Source organism: Lactobacillus sp. CA30L (genome assembly GCF_059900845.1).
The window spans coordinates 415,274-434,227 of sequence record NZ_JBWXGB010000001.1 but is presented as its reverse complement, the minus strand read 5'-3'; the positions used below and the strand labels follow the sequence as shown (position 1 = coordinate 434,227).

The following is an 18,954-nucleotide window of genomic DNA, read 5'->3' as shown; positions in this document are numbered from 1 at the left end:
CATTGGCTATTTTCAATCGTTTGTTTGCCGAGCTGTTTAAGTCGAAGGCAAAAAGGGCCCACTCAATGCTATTAATTCAGGCTGTGGCTGCCATCGCAATGGTCGTTATTTCTTTTTTGGACAACCCATCATATGTTGTCGGAGCAACCTTTTCTAGCTTCTTTTCGCGGTCCTTAGAGATTTTTTCCTATTCGGCACTCATTTTTGTGCCCGTTTTCTACGTGATTACGTGCTTTGCCAATGAACGGACCAACCGCAGCCAAACTTTTCGCTTGACTCCGATTAAAGATAGCCTGTTTTACGCCGACAATATCCTGAGCTCCTTTGTCGCTTTAGCCTATTACGGAATTATGGATGTCTTAGCAATTGTCCTGCTCAGCGCTGCATCGTACCTGACGGATGCAAACTTTCATAAGATGCTGCAGACCGACATGACGGATTTAAGAAGGATTATCGGGCAGGTTTCGTCTGACAAGGAGATTATGTTCCAGCTTTTTAGCCTGTTGATGCTTCTGATCCTGGCCAGTTTTCTGGTTTACTTTTTGGTCAGCTTTCTGAATTTTTCCAGCAGCGCGATTCTGGACTTTTTGCCCGAAGTTTCAAGTCGTGCGGCGCTGCGGGTAATCCGGGGCGTGCTGATCGTTCTCATTGCCTGGCTCCTGATCAAGGCCAACGATTTTTTGCGGATTATCATTACCTCGCCGATTGATTTCGTATTGGGCATTGGCGACCGCACAAACTCCGGACTGGGGCTTGCAATCATTATCATGCTGGCCATCGACCTCGTCTTTTTGACGATTAACATCTTCATTTTCGGGCGGTTTTTCGAAACCCGCGAAAAGAATTAATCTAAGCTGAACGGACACCGCACGGCAAAAGGTTGTTCACGGCTCAGGGAGAAAGGGCCGCTGGAGAAGAGAATTTGGAAAAATGAGGGCACACAAGGGGCACATTAACCATTTTTACGGGGAATTTTACTAAGGGGAGAAAGAACAATGGCTGTTTTTAGACGTTTATTTGCAGAATTATTCAGGCTGAAGAGCAAGAAGGCATACGCCATGCTGCTGGTTCAACTGGTCGGGGTACCGGTTATCGGCATCCTGAGTTTCGACAACATGGGCAATCATATGACGGGGTTCCGGCATGTTTATATCGGTAGCATCGACCTGACCTACTTTTTTTCCGGCCTGCTCGCCTTCTACTTTGTCTTTGCCATGCTGTTTTGCTTTATTTTTTATTTGCTCACCTGCACTGACAACGAGCGCATCAATCGCAGCCAGACGATGCGCTTGACGCCGCTCAGCGACGCCGGCTTTTACCTGGCCAACATCCTCAGTTCTTTGGTCACCTTCGTCTACTACGTGCTTTTGAATGTTCTGGTCATGGCAGTGCTGTTCGGCATTAATCTGGCGGTTAATTCCAGTTATCGCACTGGAATACCCGATATGATAAACAGTATCACGCACTACGGCATCCCGAGCGCGGCCGTCTTTAATTTCATGGCCTTGCTGCTGCTGGTCCTCTTAACCGGCCTGTTTGGCTACTTTTTGCTCAGCCTGATAAACTTTTCCAGCCAGTCGATTTTGGACTTCCTGCCGGGCGTGTCGAGCAAGACGGTGCTTAACGCGGTGCGCCTGATACTGATTATCTTCATGGCCTGGTTGTTTTTACGGGCCGAAAACATCATCATGCACATCCTGGTCTCGCCGTTTGAATTCCTGCTGGGAAGCAATTCCGGGGTCGACCTGGGACTGTCCAACGCGATCATGCTGACCATTGACCTCGTCTTTCTGGCCGCATCCGTCTTCTTATTCAGCCGCTTTTTCGAAGGACGCGCAAAAAATTGATCTGGCAATAGAGTCAGGCAAGCGGCCCGCTGCGCACTGGTATGCGTGCTTGTTAATACGGGCGGACGATTAATTGAGAAGAGGACCACGGTTTTTCAGAATTGTGTTAGAAGGAGAAAAAATGACAATTTTTAATCATTTGTTTACCGAATTATTTAGGTCAAAGGCCAGACGGGCCCATTCGCTGCTGCTCATTCAGTTCGTCGGTGCTTTGGCAATCGTGGTCATATCGGGCCTTAGTTCGGGTTCGTTTAGGGTATACATTGAGGGTCATTACACCAACAGCTTTTTTCCGGAACTCCTAACGATTTTTGCCAGTCTTTCACTGGTCTTTGTCCCGGTTTTTTATCTTATCACGTGTTTTGCCAACGAACGGACCAGCCGCAACCAGACCTACCGCTTGGTGCCAATCAATGACGGCCTGTTTTACGTCGACAACATTCTGAGTTCCTTCATTGCCGTGGTTTACTACGGGATTCTGAACGTTCTGTCAATCGGCGGCCTGTTTTGTGCAGCGTACTTCACGGACGCGGATTTTCACCGGCTAATGGGGCAAGATTTGCGAAACATCCAAATTGCGCTGCGGCGGGCCGACTTCAGCAAAGACCTGGCCATTCGGCTCGTCGAATTGTTGCTGCTGCTCGTTTTAATCAGCCTTTTGGCCTACCTCCTGATTAGTTTTTTGGGTATTTCCAGCAACGCGATTGTGGATTTTTTGCCCAACGTCTCCAGTCAGGCCGCCCTGCGCACCGTGCGTCTTGTGGTAATTATTCTCATTGCGTGGCTCCTCGTTAAGGGCAACGATTTCTTGCACCACCTTGCTGCTTCGCCGTTTGATTACCTGATGGGCAACTATGACAACTCCAGATTAGGATTTGGCCTGGGTCTCATGCTGGCGCTTGACCTCGTGTTCTTGGCCGCCAACATGTTCCTGATGAGCAGATTCTGCGAGTCCCGAACACAGAACTGATTTGCTGCGCCGCTTTATTAAGAGGGGCCCAACCGCAAATACCATGCCACTTAAAAAGAGCCCCCAAGCTTCAACTTGAGGGCTCTTTAAAATGCAATGAACAACTAGTGGCTTGCAGCCAGGTAGTCGTACAGCTGGTTGACTTCTTCGGGCGTGAATTCGCCTTCGCCGACCTTCATTGCGTGTATTTTTTCGACTGACAGGTGGCAGGCAAAGGCCAGGTCCGTATCAGTGACGTGATGCTTGACTTGATAATCAATAATCGCATTGGACAATTCTTCAGTTTGCTGATTCATAATAAATTCTCCTTCATCTCCATTTTAGCGAAAAGGCCACGAAAATTAAAGGGCGGTAGTTTTTAAAAGCCCTGAATCCGGTTGAACGGCCAGTACCTGAACTTGACCTTGCCAACCAGATTCTCCCGCTTCACGGGTCCGAAGATGTGCGAGTCCCGGGAAATGTCGCGGTGGTCACCCATCACATAGTAGTAGCCCTTGGGCACCTTGACCGTGAAGTTCGTGGTATAGGTCTGGCCGGCTTCGTTGGCCGCCTTTTTAAGGGGATTATTGAGGTAGGGCTCGGGGAAGAGCTTGCCGTTAATATACATCTTGTCATTTTTAGAAACAAGCGTGTCGCCCGGCAGTCCAATGATGCGCTTGATGTAAAGGGCACCTGGCGCGTCATTGGCGGCCTTTGGTGCCAGCAGGACAACCACATCGTTGCGTTTGGGCGTGAAGTGGCGCACGGAAATCAGCCGCTCACTGTTTTCAAACGTGGGCTGCATGGACGGGCCGGATACGTAATCGTTCGAGAGCACGTAGGTGAATAAAAGGTAAAAGATACCCAGGATGACCGCCATCATGACGACGACGTCAAGCAAAAACTTGCCTAGGCTTTCTTCTTCCTCGTCTCGTTTCTTCATTGCTTTTTTGACCATAATATTCTCCTTTATTGTGTTACTCTTTATTATAACTGAAATCCGGCCGATTGAATGGTAAAATCATTATAGGTATTCGAATATGACAGAATTTTTAGAAAAAATCAATCAACTAGACGCGGACATCGGCGACCGGCAGGTGCACGAGCAGGCGCAAGAGGTTGCCCAAATAATTTCCCACGTGGCCCGCCAGCAGGTTCTACCGGCGGCTTCCGACCCTTTGGGCCTGATGCCCGATGAGCTGGAAGAAATCGCCAGCCGGGTGGGGGAGGCCAAGCGGCGGCAGCTTGACGTTATCAACCATCTTTTCAACGGCCTGCGGCAATTTTTATCCGTTCACTACGGCGTTTGGTCCGTGCCCAACCGCGTCACGGCCCGGCTGTTTAAGCAGCTGGGCGTTATCTCCAGCCTGGAAATCATGGCGGGCAACGGCTTTTGGAGCAAGGCACTGAGCGAAGCGGGGGTTGCGACGGTCGCAACGGATTCTTTTGAGTGGGCCAGAACGTCCGCAACGGGCCATGAACCCTGTCACCCGGTCGTCAGGCTCGACGCACCAAGCGCAATCAGGCGCTTTTCATCCGTGCAGCTGATTATCTGCTCGTGGGCTCCCAACTTCAATAAAAGCGACATGCAGGCGATTGCGGCCTGGGAAAAATACAACCCCGGGGCCCACCTCATTTTTATTGGCGAAAAAAGGGGCGCGACCAATTCACCGACCTTTTGGCAAACGGCCCGTCTGGGCACAAGCCCGGCCTTGCGCCGGATAAACCGGTCACTGCGCAGTTTTGATTTTATTAACGAACAAGCCTTTGAGATAAAACATGAAATTTAAAAAAACAATTTTACTTATAGCCATCTTCTTATTGCTTCTGGGTGCGGGCAGCATGCTCTCCAACGTGCAGTCGCGCGCAGCCGACCAGCTGCTTGAGGCTTACGGCCTCAGCAACAACACGCGCTACTTCAACGTGCGGACCAAGCAGCCCGTCTCGTCGTTTCTGGGCTACCTGCAAAAGCACTACCCTAAAAACAAAATGCAGGTCCACCTGGTCAGCAGGGGCAAAACCAAGCAGACCTTAATCTGGTCCAATCATAACGTGGTCAAGCTGCCGACGGAGTCTGGACGCTATTTCTCCGTTGACGACTTTAAGGGCGCCGTCTCCTTTGCCGTGCTGGGTCTGAACGCAAAAGTGAAGGTCATGAAAACGCAGGGCAACCAGTACGTCGTTTTAAACGGCACGTATTACACCGTTGTCGGCACGCTCAAGCACTACCGGCAGATGAAGCAAAATGGCTATTACCTCACGACGGGGCCGCAGCAGCCGACGGGGCGGTTCAAACTGAAAAATTATGATATCATCGTTGACGGTTCGAGTCGGGCAATCAGGCGCGTGGCCGCGCACTACGGTGCCCGCATCAAGACGCCGGACTTCGTTAGGAACCACCAGGTTCACCGTTTTTCGGTCATCCGGGAAATTTTAGTCATCCTGCTCTTCACCGTGATCAGCGCGACCTGCACCGTCTTCTTGGCGCTGATCGACTGGGAGACGGTCAAGCAGACGCACCTGAGCGGTGGTCTCCTGCAAAACTGGCTAATTAACCGCAGCGTGCGCATGGTACTGACAGAGGCCCTTTTGGCTGTTGCCGCATACTTTTTCCTGTGCTGGCGGGCGTTTTTCTCAAACCCGCGGCACTTGTTGGGGCTTCTGCTGGGCTTCTGGCTGGTTCTTGCCTGCACTTACGGCTGCAGTATCTTGCACTTATTGCGAAAGGAAAATCACGATGCTTAACTTACCAGCAGACTTTGTTCAAAAGTACCGCAAACTACTGGGTGAAGAACGCGCCGCCCGCTTTTTGGCTGCACTTGCGCAAAAGCCAAAAAAGGCCTTCAGGATAAACCCGTTGAAGGCCCAGCAGAATGTGGCTTACCCCTTAGAGCGGCCCGTCCCCGCGGTTGCCAACGCCTGGTACGGGCGCGTCCAGGGTCAGGATCCGGAGTGGGTCAGCGGAACGGTATACTCGCAGGAGCCAGCCGCGATGTTCCCGGCCCAAATTGCGGACGTTCAGCCGGGTGAACGCGTGCTCGACCTTTGTGCCGCCCCGGGGGGCAAGAGCACGGCCCTGGGCGAACGGCTTCAGGGAGAGGGGCTGCTTGTTGCCAATGAGATTGTCCGTCCCCGTGCCCGCGTCTTGCGCGAAAACCTCGAGCGCTGGGGCGTGGCCAATGCCCTGATTACAAGCGAGAAGCCGGAAGTCCTGGCCCGCCGGTTCCCGCGCTTCTTCACCAAGGTCGTCGTGGACGCACCGTGCAGCGGCGAGGGCATGTTCCGCAAAAACCCGCAGGCCGCCGATTACTGGTCGCAGGACTACGTCTTAACGTGCCAGCGGCGGCAAAAGGAAATACTGACAGAGGCCGTAAAGTGCTTGCAGCCGGGCGGGACGCTGGTCTACTCAACCTGCACGTTTGCGCCCGAGGAAGACGAGCAGATCGTGGCCTGGCTGGTTGCTGAATTTGGCTTCAAGGTCGAACCGGTTGAGCTAAAAGGTATTCGCGTTGACCACGGCCACCCCGAATGGGCCCAAGGAGAAACAGCCGTGGCGGGCGCACTGCGCTTTTGGCCTAATGCGGGAATTGGCGAGGGCCAGTTCGTGGCCAAGCTCGTGCTGCCGGATTCTGTAGAGCAGGCTTTAGCCGGACCGCGCAAGAAGCAGCGCCGCAAAAACCCGCCGGGCGGGTTAGCTAGGGAGGAAGCAGAGTTTGTGAACGCAGTGCTGGGCCCGTTCAACCTGCCGTTAGGCCTGGCTGATTGGCGCAAGACCAGCCAGGTCAGTCAGGGGCACGTCTTTATTCCGGCCCTGCCCGCTGGCGACCTGCACCTTAGGGTGCTGAATAACGGTCTGGAGCTGGGCGTCTTAAAGAAAAAGCGGTTTGAACCGGGCCACCAGCTGGCGCTTGTTTTGGCGCAAGTTGCGCAGAGCCGCGTGGTCGAGCTGGGGGAGGAGGACTACCTGCATTACCTGCACGGTGAGACTGTTCTTGCTTCGAGCACCTTGCGCGGCTTCGTCTTGGTGAGCCGCCGTGGTTTGATTTTTTCTTTTGGCAAGCTTACCGCAAGCGGCGTCCTTAAGAACTTTTACCCCAAGGGCCTGCGGATACTGAAGAAGGATTGAAGGATTACGAATGATTAAATTAATTGCAACAGACATGGACGGCACCTGGCTGACCGATGATAAGACCTATGACGAAGAGCTTTTCCTGCGGGAATTCGCGCTAATGCAAAAGCGGGGCATTAAGTTCGTGGTTGCCAGCGGCAACCAGTTCGAAAACCTGTACGCACGCTTCCCCAAGGTGGCCGATAAGCTTTACTTTGTGGCGGAAAACGGGGCGCTGGTTGCGCAGGGGCGCCAGGTCATCCACGTTGAATGCCTGTCGGATGCAGACTGGCGGACCATCCTGCACATAACGCGGCAGCATGATGAGAGGGTGACGGTGTCGGGGCTTGCGAGTGCGTATGTGCTTGCCAGTGCCGGTGCTGATTACGCCCGGGACTTAAAAAAGTACTACGACAAGCTGACCGTTGTCTCTGACTTTGACCACCTCGACGACCAAATTTTCAAGGCGACGTTTTCCGTTGCCGCCCCCAAGATGCCGTCCATGCTGGCGGAACTCGAGCGGGACTACCCGCAGCTTGGTTTTGTATCCGGCTCCGCAACATCCATTGACATGTCGACCAAGGGCATGAATAAGGCCGCCGGCCTCAAGTACCTGGCCGCCAAATTCAACATTAATCCGCGCGAGATGGCCGCGTTTGGGGACAGCGGCAATGACGTCGGCATGCTCAAGTATGTCGGCCGCAGCTATGCCACCGCGACGGCGCTGCCAAGTGCCAAAAGGGCTGCGGGCCGGGTAATCGGTTCAAGCAACGACAGCGCGGTTCAAAGGGAAATTTGGCACATGCTGAACAATTAAGCCGTTATTGCGGCACAGACCAAAAAATATGCTAAGCAAAAATTGCTTAGCATATTTTTTATTATGTAAAGTTAAACCAATTGGTCGAGCAAATTCTTCAGCGGCCAGTCGTAATACTTCTTAATCGTGGTCAATGCGCTCAGGTCGCTTTGCCCGTAGACGGCCATCAGACCGGCCAGTTCCTGCTGCCAGTTCATGATCACGTGCAGCAAGCCTGCGGCACCTTTTTGCTGCAGCGTCTGCAAAAAGACGTTGGAGATGCCGACAAACTTGCCGCCGAGGCAGAGCCCCTTAAAGACGTCCAGCGGGTTGCGCACGCCGCCGGAAACAATGAAGTCGACCCCTTCTTGTGCGACTTGCAGGGCGGAAATGACGGTGGGCAGACCGACGTCTTCGAGGTAGGAGAGGTCGCTCGGGTTGCGTGCGTTCTCAATCTGCGCGAAGTTGGTTCCACCGCTGCCGGCAACGTCAAACATGGTAAAGCCCGCGCCCTGCAGCAGGCGGACGCTTGCACTATCCAGGCCGAACCCGACTTCCTTGATGATGATCGGCACGGTAAGCGTCTGGCGGAGATTTTGCAGATTATCCAGCCAGTAAAAATCACGCTCGCCCTCAGGCATCGCAATCTCCTGCACGGTGTTCAAGTGCACCTGCAGGGCATCCGCGCCAAGTGCGCTAACGATTTCTTGTGCAACCTTGGGGCTCGTCTTGGCGTTAATGTTGGCCAGCACCACCCCGTCCGGGTTTTCCGTCCGCGCAACCAAGAAGCTGTCCAGCTGCTCCTTCTCCTTCACCAAAATGCTGGCTGAGCCCAAGGCCAGTCCGATGTGTGCGGCGCCTGCAATTCTTCCCAGGGACCGGTTGACGGCAAAAGATTTCTTTGATCCGCCGGTCATTGCATTGATGAAGAAGGGGGCGGCCACGGGTTTATCAAACATCGTCGTTGCAATTGCGCGGGGCTCCACCCGCGTTTCCGGCAGGGCCGGACGGAGCAGGTGCATTTGGTCAAAGCTGTTGACCTTGTCCGCTTGGTAAAATTTTTGGGCTAACTGCAGGTGGTCCTCTTTGCGTTCAGATCTTACAGACATATCTTCTCCTTACTGCGTGGCTTTTGCCTGGTGCACGTGAAAGTCCAGCGGCATGATACCGTTTTGGCGCCATTCCCGTTCAAGTGCGCTAACGTTGGTAGTCTCGTCAGCGATGACAATCCCACAGTCGCCGTTGCCGGCACCAGAAGTCTTAGCCGCTCCGCCGAAGGCCTCCGCGATGGTGATCAATTTGGACAAGCGGGGAATCTCGATTGCAATCTGGTTAATCTGTGCAAAGTGCTGCAGAAGACTGCGGTTAACCCTGATTTGCTTCTTGATCAGCTTGATGTCATTTTCTTCAAAACCGGCAACCATCTTCAACACGCACGACCTGGATAAACTGAGGAAATCCTTGTATTCATTGTTGAGCGCGGCCTTGTTGGCGTTGGTTTCATCGACCAGGCGCGAGGTCGATGCCGGCTTTTGACTCCACCCAATGATCAGTTTCATGCCTTTTGGCGGGGTCAAAAGCTGGACTTTCAGTCCAGGCCATGCTTCGCTGACGACCGCCGATAGCGTTTTCTGTGCCAGTTCTCGGCGCAGCCAGGCCTTGTCAAAGGTCTGGTAGGCAATCCACCCGCCGTAGACGCTTGCTGCAATATCGCCGGCAGAACCGTTGCCCTGAACGGAATAGTGCGAAATGGCGGATAATTTATAAACGAGTTCGTTAGTGAAGGGAACGTGGTAAAAACGCAAGATTGCCTTGACCGTTGCCACCGTAACGGCAGCGCTTGAGCCGAGGCCATACTTCTTGCCGTCGGCTGAGTCTAAATCGGAATTGACGTGGAGGTCATAGAGCTTCATCTTGATCTTCTGTTCAATGCAGAAGCGCTCGGTGTATGAAATGGCTGCCAGGATGTATTCGAAGGGGTTGTCCCGGTTGTCAATCACCATCTTGGCGCCCCGCCTGGCCCAGTGAATCGAGTTTTGGGAGTATTGCTTCGAGTGAATCAGACCCGTGGCAGAGTTGGTTTTAGTAATTGAAACGCGGATAAACTGGTTGACCGCAACTAAAATTGCGGGGCAGTTGGCTTCTAAAACGGCGTATTCACCCGCAACATATAATTTTCCGGGTGCTTGTTCTGTTATCAAAAGAATTTAATCTCCTAATCCATTAATACGGTAACTAGTCCAGATATAAGAGACCAGGACCAAAAGTTTGCATTACTATCTTAACATTCTCAAATTCTGATACAAACTGCTTAGTAATTTCTTTGACATTTTTTAACTGACACAGAATTTTGACGTTGGGTCCGGCGTCAATCGTGTAGTAACATTCAATCCCGGTACGGCGCAGTTTTTGAACCAGGGCAATTGCTTTTAACGTTGCGGGCGCAAAGTAGGTGAAGTCCGGCCACGCGGTTAGGTTGACCGCGTGCATCTCGTTTGCATTCAATTCGGCCAGCTGGCCCAGGGCCGTAAAGTCGCTTGCCCTGACTGCCGCGATCATCGCCGCCAGTTCCTGGTCGTTGCGTGCCAGCCACGGTTTGAAGAAGGGCGACGTTTGCGCCTGCTCCATGCCGCTAGTAGAAGGCAAGTCCTTGGGCTTATCATCTAGCTCAACGGCCAGAAGGCGCAGGTCCATCTGGGGCTCTTCGTCCAGCGGGTAGGCAAAGGACGAGGCGTCGCTTTCGCCCTTTTGCCAGACGGCAAAGCCGCCGTAGACCGACCTAGAAGCCGAGCCGGAACCCAAGCGGGCAAGGCGGGACAGTTCCCGGCGGTCAACGTGGAGGTCATAATAAGCACAAAAAGCCCCGGCAAGCGCCGCAAAGGCGGAGCTAGACGATGCCAAGCCGGCCGCGGTCGGAACGTGGTTGGTCGACGTGACCGTCAAGTTGCCGCTCACGCCGAACTTTTCCTGCAGCAGTTTAACGTAGGAAAAAACGCGCTGGCGGCTCCGGCCCACCTGTTCGACGCCATTCAAATAGAAGTGCTTTTCGGCACTGGCGGAAACCGCCGTATCCGTATAAAAACGGTCCAGCGTCATTGACAGGCTGGACATTAAGGGCAGGCGCAACCGGGCGTCGGCTTTGCCCCAGTACTTGATTAGCGCAATGTTGGTGTGTGCACGAACGGTTTTTTTCATTAAATCTCCTCAATCCAGCTGTCAGCAGCAATCTTTTGACTCTTGGCGCTAATTGCGCGCGCAACCGCCCGCGTGGGGCACAGGGCGATGACGATGCCGCCGAGGCCGCTGCCCGAGAGCTTGAAGCCCAGCGCACCGTTGGCCAGCGCGATTTTTTCCAATTCGTCGATCTTGGCGGTGGACAGCGCAAACGAGCGCAGAATCGCCTGGGCGCGGGTGAAGCAGTGGCCAACGCTCTTTTGGTCACGCCTAAGCCAGGCCTTTTTGACCTCGTCTGTCAATTGCCCCAGGTGCGCAAGCCGAGCGCGCGCTTTCTCCTGCTTTTCCACCTGCCGCTGAACCTGGGCCACGGCCTCTTTGGTGCTGCCCAATTCGCCCGTATCCATGATCAGGAGCACGGCGCCCAGCTGTGCCGCCAGCGTTTTGGCGCCCATTTCTTTGTTAAAAAAGATAAGGTGGTCGGAGTCAACGGCGGCCGCATCCAGACCAGAGGCCTTGCCGTGATTGATTGTCTCCGCGTGGTTGGTAATGGCGCTGACCTCGTTTGGGGACAAGCCGAGGTCAAAGTATTCGTCCAGCGCCTTGGTTGTTGCCAGCGCCACCGTGGCACTGGAGCCAAACCCGCGTTCCGTAGGAATTTTACCGGTGTAGGTGATTTTGAGCGCTTCGGGCCGGTTCGTCTTTGCCAGCGTCGTCTTCACCACGTACTTGAGCCCATCGTACTCGCTTGGAGCCGCGAAGAACGGGCCGTGATAGCACGCCGTGTCCATCCACATTGCCCCCGCCGGCTCAACCGTCGTTTTAATGTGCAGCGTCTTGATGGGCATTGCCAACGCGTCATAGCCGTAAACGACCGCGTGCTCACCAATCAGGATGACCTTGCCGTGTGCTAAATAAGAGCATTTCATTTTATTTAAGATCCTTAATGTTTGAAAAAATTTTGTTGTCCTATGCTAAAATAAGTAGCAAAGGAGAAGAGAACAAATGATCAAGATTTTAGTCGGTCGGCAGACGGATCGCCTGCAAGAAAAAATTCTAGAGCGGGCAGTCACAAATTACCAGCAGCTGCCTGAACACAAAACCTTTGTCATTGTCCCTAATCACATTAAGTTTACCACAGAAGTGCGGGCAATAGACAGGCTGGCATTGAGGCAAGATACCGCTGACGCCGCGGTTAAAAACCTGCAGGTGCTGTCGTTTTCGCGCCTGGCGTGGTTCTTTTTGCGTGATGCGCCGGACGGCTTGCCCACCCAGCTCGATGATGCGGCCGCAGCGATGCTGCTAGCAAAAATCATTGAACAGGAAAAAGACAAGCTGCACCTGTTCAAGGTGGTTACGCCCGGCCTAGTCAAGCAGCTCTACGACACAATACTGCAGGTGCGTGAGGGCAACGTGGACCTGGGCGATTTGGACGACAGCCACATGGACCCTGAGACCAAGGCCAAGGTGGCAGACCTCAAGGTTATTTATGACGCCTTCATTGCCGCAATCACCGGCAAATTTTCCACCGCCAACGAGGTGCAGCTGCAGCTGAACGAATACCTGGCGCGCCGGACGGACTTGGGGCAGACGGACTTCTACTTTTCTGATTTTTCCCATTTTTCGCTACAGGAATGCCTGACGATCAAGCTCTTGATGCTGCACGCGCACAGTGTAACCCTGGCGTTTAAAACCAAGATGGGCGACCTCAACCCAAGTCCCGAGCCAGGCGACTATGACTACGTCATCCAAAAGACCATCGGTCAATTGGTCGACTTCATTAAGAAACGCAGCCTCAATTATACGGTCGAGAAGACGCCCGTAGCGGCTAACCCCACGAAGCGTGAGCTGCTGAACGCATTTTGGACCGGCGCAATCAATACGCCCGATAGCCTCGACCAGGTGCAGCTGGTGCGTGCAGACAACCGTTACGCCGAGGCCTATTTCGTTGCGCGCACGATCTACCAGCAGGTGGCTTTGGGGCATTACCGCTACCGCGACTTTCTCGTGCTGGCCCCCAACCTGCACGAATACGAGACCTACTTGACCCCAATCCTGCGGCAAAACCACATTCCCTTCTTCGATGACCTGCAGCAGGAGATGAAATATCACCCCCTAGTCGTTCTGATTGAGAGCGTCGCGCAGCTTCTGCGCAAGCCGCTGCAGACTCAGAGCATGCTCACGGTGATGAAAACCCAGCTGATCATTCCCGACTGGTACCAAAACGACGCCGCGTACATTCACGATGTTGATGAACTGGAAAACTTTGTGCTGGCCCACGGCATCAACCACAACCTATGGAAGCGGGACTTTTCGACTTACGTTGCGGCCGAAGTGATCCGCCTTGATCAGTTTCCGGCCGAGGTGGCCAAAATCGGCAAGCTCAAAGACTACTTCGTCAAACGGATCGGGCGTGTTTTAACCGCCATGGACAAGGAGGCGGACACGCAGAAGGCCATCACGATTTTCTTCAACTTCTTGACGCGTACGGGCGTGCCGGCGACGCTTGAAAAATGGCGCGCAGACGCCCAGGAAAGGGGCGACCTCCAGCAGGCCCGGCAGTCCGAACAGGTTTGGGACCTGCTGATCAGCCTGCTCCACGACTACCTGCTGATCAACCCGGACGAGTTCGATGCCGGCCAATTTTTTGACGTCCTCATCAACGGCTTCAAGGAAGCAGCCTTTGCACAGATCCCTTCGACGATGGACGCCGTCAACCTTTCCGAAACCGGGATTGTCCAGGTCAGCGGCTACAAGCAGGTCTTCATCATGGGCGCAACCAGCACGGGCCTGCCCCAGATCGAGACCACGCCGGGCCTTTTGAGCACGGAAAACCTAGAAAGGATGAGTCCAGACTTCGGCGAGGACTCCTATATCGAGGACCACCAGCAGCTGAGCAATCTTGACCAGAACTACCAGTTTGGCGGTTCGCTGGCGCTTGCGCAGGACAAGGTGTACCTGACGTGTCCAGTAGCCAACGTGGACAACGAGGCAATCGCGCCCTCCCTTTACTATGAGCGGATCAAAAAGGCCGGTGCCCCGGAATTCAACCAGCACAACTTGCCGGAGGAGAAGAAGGACCTGCTGGGCTTTTTGACCAACCCTGAGGCCAGCCTGGGCTACCTGACCTACCTCAACCAAAGCAAAGCAGCGGTAGACGTCTCTGACCTCTTGCAGTTGACACGCAGCTACCTGCCGCAGAAAACGGCGGCGATTCTTAAGGCCAGCCAGTTTGTTAATGAACCCGGCGATATCGGGGCGGAATTGGCCCAGGAATTGTACGGGCCCAACCTGAATTCATCGGTGTCCCAACTGGAAACTTTTTACGAAAATTCGTACGAGTACTTCCTAAACTACGGGCTGCGCCTGCACAAGCGCTTTGAAAATGAATTAGACGTAATCCAGGCGGGCAACTACTTCCACGAAACGTTCGACCTGCTGGTCAAGGAGTTAGATAAGCGCGCGCTGGACCTGGCAGAAATTGACAGCGTGACCCTGCAGCACGTGCTCGAGCAAGTGCGTTCCACCATGAAGGAGGAGGCCCGCTACCAACAGCTGCTCAACGATCCCTTCAACCAATTTTTGTTTAAGTGCCTCGATCAAACCACCTCCAAGGTGGCGTTTAACTGGCAGCGTGCGGTTCAAAAGACGCCCCTGCGTGCCCGGTATTCCGAATTGAGCTTTGGTCCGGGTGAAAAGGTTAAGGGGCTCAACTTTAGGGTTCCTGATCTGGTCGGCGAGCACTACGTGAACCTGCGCGGTAAAATGGACCGGGTCGATCTGGCCCAGGAGCCGGATCAAGACGGGGTTTTAGCCCAGGTGATCGACTACAAGTCATCGGCCAAGAAGTTTAACCTTGGCCTTTTTTACAACGGAATCGCGCTGCAAATGGTGTCATACCTTGACGTGCTGGCCCAAAACAAACGCTTCTTTGCGGGCAGCGCGCAGCTCGACCTGCTGGGCGCATTCTACCAGACCGTCACCAGGCAGACCGAGCGGTTGAACGGCAAAGAGCTGTACACCAGCAGCCTGCAGCTTAAGCAGCCCAATCTGGACGGCAAGATGCGGCTGAAGTACACGGGCGTAATGACCAACGATGAGCTCCTGATGCTTGACGCCGAGCCCGGCCTCAAGAGTAGCGGCATGTCATCAAGTCTTTATTCCGGCGTCAATTCAAAAAAGGACAGTAGCCTGAGCTTTCGCGGCAACGCCTTTAGCGCAGAGGAACTCAAGCTGCTGCTTAAGTACGACGAGGAACTAATTAAGGAGGCTTCCAGCCAGATCCTATCGGGCAGAATCCGGCTTAACCCGTACAAATATGGCAATGGCATCAACGCTTTATCGTATTCCGACTACCGCGACATCTTCTTTTTTGATGCAATGCTCAAGGAAAACAAGTACCACCAGATTGGCGGCCTCACGAAGAAGGAACTGCTTAGAAAAATCAGGGAAAAACTAGGGGAAGGAGACGAATAATGGCCCAGTTTACGAAGGAACAACAAAAAGCAATTGACGACCGGAACCTGGACGTTCTGGTTTCCGCCTCCGCGGGCAGCGGCAAAACCACGGTCTTGGTGCAGCGCCTGCTGCAGGAGATTCTGGCGGGAACGGATGTCGATCGCCTGCTGGTGGTGACCTTTACCAAGGCAGCCGCGCAGGAAATGAAGGACCGCATAAAAACAGTGCTGCAAGAGGAGATGGCCCGTAGCAGCGAAACGAGTTACCTGCGTCGCCAGCTCAACCTGGTCGATACGGCCAACATCTCAACGATTGATGCCTTTTGCTTGGACGTCATTCACCGGTTTTACTACGTCATCGACCTTGATCCCGGGTTCAGCATCCTGACCGATGAAACCCAGGCGGAGCTGATGCGCGAACGTGCGCTGCGCGAGGTTGAGGCGGAATTTTTGGAGAACGGGGACGAGAATTTTATTGCCTTTTACAATAACTTTGCCGGCGATAGGGACGCCGAATCAGCCCAGAACCTGCTGCTCGACCTGTACGACTACGCGATGGCCAAACCGGATTACCGCGACTGGCTCAAGGGTTTGGCCGCAAAATACGAGACTGGCGCAGCGGTGGTTGAGACTAGCTTGTGGCAGGATAAGGTCAAGCCCTACCTCCTGACCACTTTTACCAGTTTGCAGCAAAGAGTGGACCAGCTTGCAGGCGACCCGGTGATGGCGACCACGGAATTGGCCAAGGTGAATAAGACGCTCACGGTCTTTAGTGGTAGCCTCATACGCTACATAAAAAGCCTCGCTGACGATGAAGCATACGACAAGCAGCGTGAGAATCTGCGCAGCTGCGTTTTCACCGGTGGAATGCGCAAATCCAGCAAGTGGGATGAGGACATCCAGGACTTCTATGAAGAGTGCCGCGACCTTAAGGACGAAGCCGCTGAGCAGGTCTTTACGTCGTTCACGTCCTTTTACGCAACAAACGAACAGGAGCAGCTTGAGCTGCTGGCCCGCGGCCAAAAAATCATGTCCGCAGTCACAAAGGCCGAGTTGGCCCTGATTGACCGCTTCGGCCAGCTTAAGCGGGCGGAAAATCTGCTTGACTACAGCGACATGGAACAGCTGGCTTACCAAATCCTCAGTCAGGACACGTCAGCCGCGCAGATGGCGCGGTCGTTCTACCAGGACAAGTTCACCGAGATCATGGTCGACGAGTACCAGGACATCAACGCCCTGCAGGAAAAAATCCTGCAGCTGGTTAAAAAAGACGGGCAGAACAACCTTTTCATGGTGGGTGACGTCAAGCAGTCCATCTATGGCTTCCGGCAGGCCGACCCCGGTCTATTTCTGCACAAGTACCAGGAGACGGCCAAGAAGGAAAACAAGGGGGCAGAGCGCATTTTGCTGTCCGCAAACTTTCGCTCCACTAAGCCGGTGATCGACCTGGTCAACAAGATTTTTTCCGGCGTTTTGACGCCTGCTTTTGGCGGCATCGATTACGCTAAGGAGGGCCGGCTGGTTCTGGGCGCGGACTATTACCCCCAAAACCTGCCCCACGCCGCGGAAATCATTTACCACGAACAAAACAAGGAGGCCCCGGAGGACGAGGAGGTCGATTCAGCGGAGATTGCAATGGTAATCAACCGCATCAAGCAGTTTAAAAATGAGCACCTGAAGGTCTATGATGCCGGCCTTAAAACAACTCGGCCCTTCGCGTACAGCGACATTGCAATCCTGACCAGGAGCCGCAGCGCCAATCTAGCAATAATGCAGGAGTTTGCTAAGAACGACCTGCCGCTCCTAGTGACCGATGCCAAAAATTACTTCCAGACGCTTGAACTGACGGTTATCATGAACTACCTGCGGATAATCGATAATCCCGACCAGGACATCCCGCTGGTGGCTGTTTTGCGCTCGCCCCTTTTCAACTTTACGGAGTCTGACCTGGCCCAGATTAGGGTTCACAGTAAAAACACCAGCTTCTACAGCGCACTGACGGCCTACGTTGCGGTTCATGACCCACTGGGCCAGGAGGTCAAGGACTTCCTAAACCAGCTGGAGGACCTGCGCCAGTTTGCGACCACGCACCGCATTTCCGAACTAATCTGGAGCATTTACGAGCGTACCGGCCTCTTGGAAATCATGACTGCACTGCCCAACGGCAAGCAGCGCCGGGTTAACCTGGAGTCTTTGTACGAGCGTGCCGCTTCCTATGAGAGTGCCGGCTTTAAGGGACTTTATCAGTTTATCAACTTCATCGAACGCATGCGCCGCAGCCAGAAGGACCTGGCCCAGCCGTTGCTTAATAAGGAGGCAGGCGACTCGGTCAGGTTGATGACGGTACACGGTGCGAAGGGGCTGGAATTCCCCATCGTGTTCTACATCGGGATGCAGCACCGCTTTCAGACGCGGGATTTGAGCGGCAACTACATCATTAATTCCGATAACGTGGGTCTGACCCTGCACCTTGAACACTACCGTGCCGACACGCTGCTCAAGGCGGTCGATAATATCGCCAAAAAGAAACAGATGCTGGAGGAAGAGGCCCGGATAATGTACGTCGGCATGACCCGCGCCCGGCAGAAGCTGATCCTGGTCGCTGACGTGAAGAACCTGCCCAAAAACATCCAGACGTGGAAGCACCAGAACAGGGCAGGGCAGATGACGCTTTCCAGCAAGCTGGGCGCAACGAGCCCCATGAGTTTCATCGGGCCAACAATAGGCTTCGAGCAGCACATAAGCCAGTCGATCAAAGACGTAACCAGAGCCCTGGACGAGGGTGAGGACCTCCTGTTTTTGCGCTACCAAGACGAAAAAATTGCAGCCGAAGAAACAATCGGGGACAAGCCAGTTAAACCGGAACGCGATAACGCGCTGCTAGACAGGACGGCCAGGCGTCTTTACGCCTTTAAGTACGCCTTTAAGGATGCTAGCCGGACGACGGCTTACCAGTCCGTTTCGGAGATCAAGAAGGCGTTCAACGACCCGGTGGAGAGTGAGCTTGAAAATGCCCGCCTCTTGCCCTCGACCAACCGCTACCTGCAGCCGATTGATACCAAGCCCAACTTTCTCTTTGAAACCAAGTTTACCGGTGCAGAAATCGGGACCGCGATGCACCTGCTCTTGCAGTACTACGACTATAAGGGAAGGGGCGACGACGAGCAGCTTGACGCCGAGATTAAGGACCTGGTGAAGCACAACAAGCTTAACCCCGAGATTGTGCCCAGTCTGCGCAAGGACCAGATCAATTGGTTCGTCCACAGCGCCTTTACCGCCGAATTTTGGCAGAGTCCTGAAAAGCTTAAGCGCGAAGTCGAATTTTCAAGTTTATTGCCCGCCTCCAGCCTGTTTGGCGAATTCAGCGATCCGACGGCTAAAATTCTGGTTCATGGTACAATTGACGGTTATTTCATTGAAAATGATGGCATAATATTATTTGATTACAAGACAGACTACGTTGACCCCGCACACCCAGAGCAGTCCATCGCCGCAATCAAGCAAAAGTACACGGGCCAGCTGCGTCTGTACGAGCAGGCGCTGAATTACTTTGCGGGCAAACACGTGACCCACAAGTACCTGATTCTATTGGGCGCTAAAAGTGTTGTAGAGATTAAGTAAGG

General features: G+C 53.8%; 15 protein-coding genes. 9 read left to right on the top strand and 6 right to left on the bottom strand.

The genetic code is table 11. The features are described 5' to 3' along the window. The first annotated feature begins 2 nt into the window (after positions 1–2). The 3 genes from AC2JF8_RS02195 (at position 3) to AC2JF8_RS02185 (ending at position 2,817) form a co-directional block, all read left to right on the top strand. Entirely contained in the window at positions 3–848 is an 846-nt protein-coding gene (locus tag AC2JF8_RS02195) for a hypothetical protein (protein ID WP_500760669.1), read from the top strand. A 147-nt stretch (positions 849–995) separates the two neighbouring features. Beyond that, the gene (locus AC2JF8_RS02190; RefSeq protein ID WP_500728820.1) at positions 996–1,847 is read left to right on the top strand and encodes a hypothetical protein; all 852 of its coding nucleotides are present in this window, start codon (positions 996–998) and stop codon (positions 1,845–1,847) included. 121 nt (positions 1,848–1,968) lie between these two features. Beyond that, positions 1,969–2,817 carry a hypothetical protein gene (locus AC2JF8_RS02185; protein ID WP_500760667.1) on the top strand — a complete coding sequence of 283 codons (849 nt, stop codon included), beginning with the start codon at positions 1,969–1,971 and terminating at the stop codon, positions 2,815–2,817. Positions 2,818–2,921: 104 nt separating this feature from the next. On the opposite strand, the gene AC2JF8_RS02180 is transcribed toward AC2JF8_RS02185, so the two are convergent. Beyond that, complete coding sequence (locus AC2JF8_RS02180; RefSeq protein ID WP_500728818.1) at positions 2,922–3,113, bottom strand: LBP_cg2779 family protein; 192 nt, start codon at positions 3,111–3,113, stop codon at positions 2,922–2,924. A 62-nt stretch (positions 3,114–3,175) separates the two neighbouring features. Beyond that, positions 3,176–3,754: a signal peptidase I gene (gene lepB, locus AC2JF8_RS02175; protein WP_500728817.1), complete on the bottom strand. Its 579-nt coding sequence runs from the start codon at positions 3,752–3,754 to the stop codon at positions 3,176–3,178. Between the two features lie 82 nt (positions 3,755–3,836). Here lepB and AC2JF8_RS02170 point away from each other — a divergent pair, with 82 nt between their 5' ends. Genes AC2JF8_RS02170 through AC2JF8_RS02155 form a run of 4 tightly spaced genes read left to right on the top strand, consistent with a single transcriptional unit; the run spans position 3,837 to position 7,721 of the window. Further along, positions 3,837–4,586 (top strand): SAM-dependent methyltransferase, encoded by a 750-nt coding sequence (locus AC2JF8_RS02170; protein ID WP_500728816.1) that lies wholly within the window; start codon positions 3,837–3,839, stop codon positions 4,584–4,586. After that, positions 4,576–5,541, top strand: coding sequence for a hypothetical protein (locus AC2JF8_RS02165; RefSeq protein WP_500760665.1), 966 nt, complete (start codon positions 4,576–4,578; stop codon positions 5,539–5,541). The genes AC2JF8_RS02170 and AC2JF8_RS02165 overlap by 11 nt, the downstream gene beginning before the upstream one ends. Beyond that, positions 5,534–6,922: an RsmB/NOP family class I SAM-dependent RNA methyltransferase gene (locus tag AC2JF8_RS02160; RefSeq protein ID WP_500760662.1), complete on the top strand. Its 1,389-nt coding sequence runs from the start codon at positions 5,534–5,536 to the stop codon at positions 6,920–6,922. The genes AC2JF8_RS02165 and AC2JF8_RS02160 overlap by 8 nt, the downstream gene beginning before the upstream one ends. 10 nt (positions 6,923–6,932) lie before the next feature. After that, a complete protein-coding gene (locus tag AC2JF8_RS02155; RefSeq protein WP_500760660.1) occupies positions 6,933–7,721 on the top strand; it encodes a Cof-type HAD-IIB family hydrolase in 789 nt (262 codons plus the stop codon). A 71-nt stretch (positions 7,722–7,792) separates the two neighbouring features. On the opposite strand, the gene fni is transcribed toward AC2JF8_RS02155, so the two are convergent. From fni to mvk, 4 genes are read right to left on the bottom strand one after another with little or no spacing between them, the layout of a single operon-like run. Then, complete coding sequence (gene fni, locus AC2JF8_RS02150; protein WP_500760658.1) at positions 7,793–8,809, bottom strand: type 2 isopentenyl-diphosphate Delta-isomerase; 1,017 nt, start codon at positions 8,807–8,809, stop codon at positions 7,793–7,795. Between the two features lie 9 nt (positions 8,810–8,818). Beyond that, a complete protein-coding gene (locus tag AC2JF8_RS02145) occupies positions 8,819–9,901 on the bottom strand; it encodes a phosphomevalonate kinase (protein ID WP_500760656.1) in 1,083 nt (360 codons plus the stop codon). Between the two features lie 34 nt (positions 9,902–9,935). Continuing rightward, entirely contained in the window at positions 9,936–10,895 is a 960-nt protein-coding gene (mvaD, locus tag AC2JF8_RS02140; RefSeq protein WP_500728810.1) for a diphosphomevalonate decarboxylase, read from the bottom strand. Then, the gene (gene mvk / locus AC2JF8_RS02135) at positions 10,895–11,803 is read right to left on the bottom strand and encodes a mevalonate kinase (protein ID WP_500728809.1); all 909 of its coding nucleotides are present in this window, start codon (positions 11,801–11,803) and stop codon (positions 10,895–10,897) included. Before mvk ends, mvaD begins: the two co-directional genes overlap by 1 nt. A gap of 76 nt (positions 11,804–11,879) precedes the next feature. On the opposite strand from mvk, the gene AC2JF8_RS02130 reads away from it, so the two are divergent. After that, positions 11,880–15,350, top strand: a complete 3,471-nt coding sequence (locus AC2JF8_RS02130) for a PD-(D/E)XK nuclease family protein (RefSeq protein ID WP_500760654.1) — start codon at positions 11,880–11,882, stop codon at positions 15,348–15,350. After that, entirely contained in the window at positions 15,350–18,952 is a 3,603-nt protein-coding gene (addA, locus tag AC2JF8_RS02125) for a helicase-exonuclease AddAB subunit AddA (protein WP_500760652.1), read from the top strand. Before AC2JF8_RS02130 ends, addA begins: the two co-directional genes overlap by 1 nt. Positions 18,953–18,954: the final 2 nt, after the last annotated feature.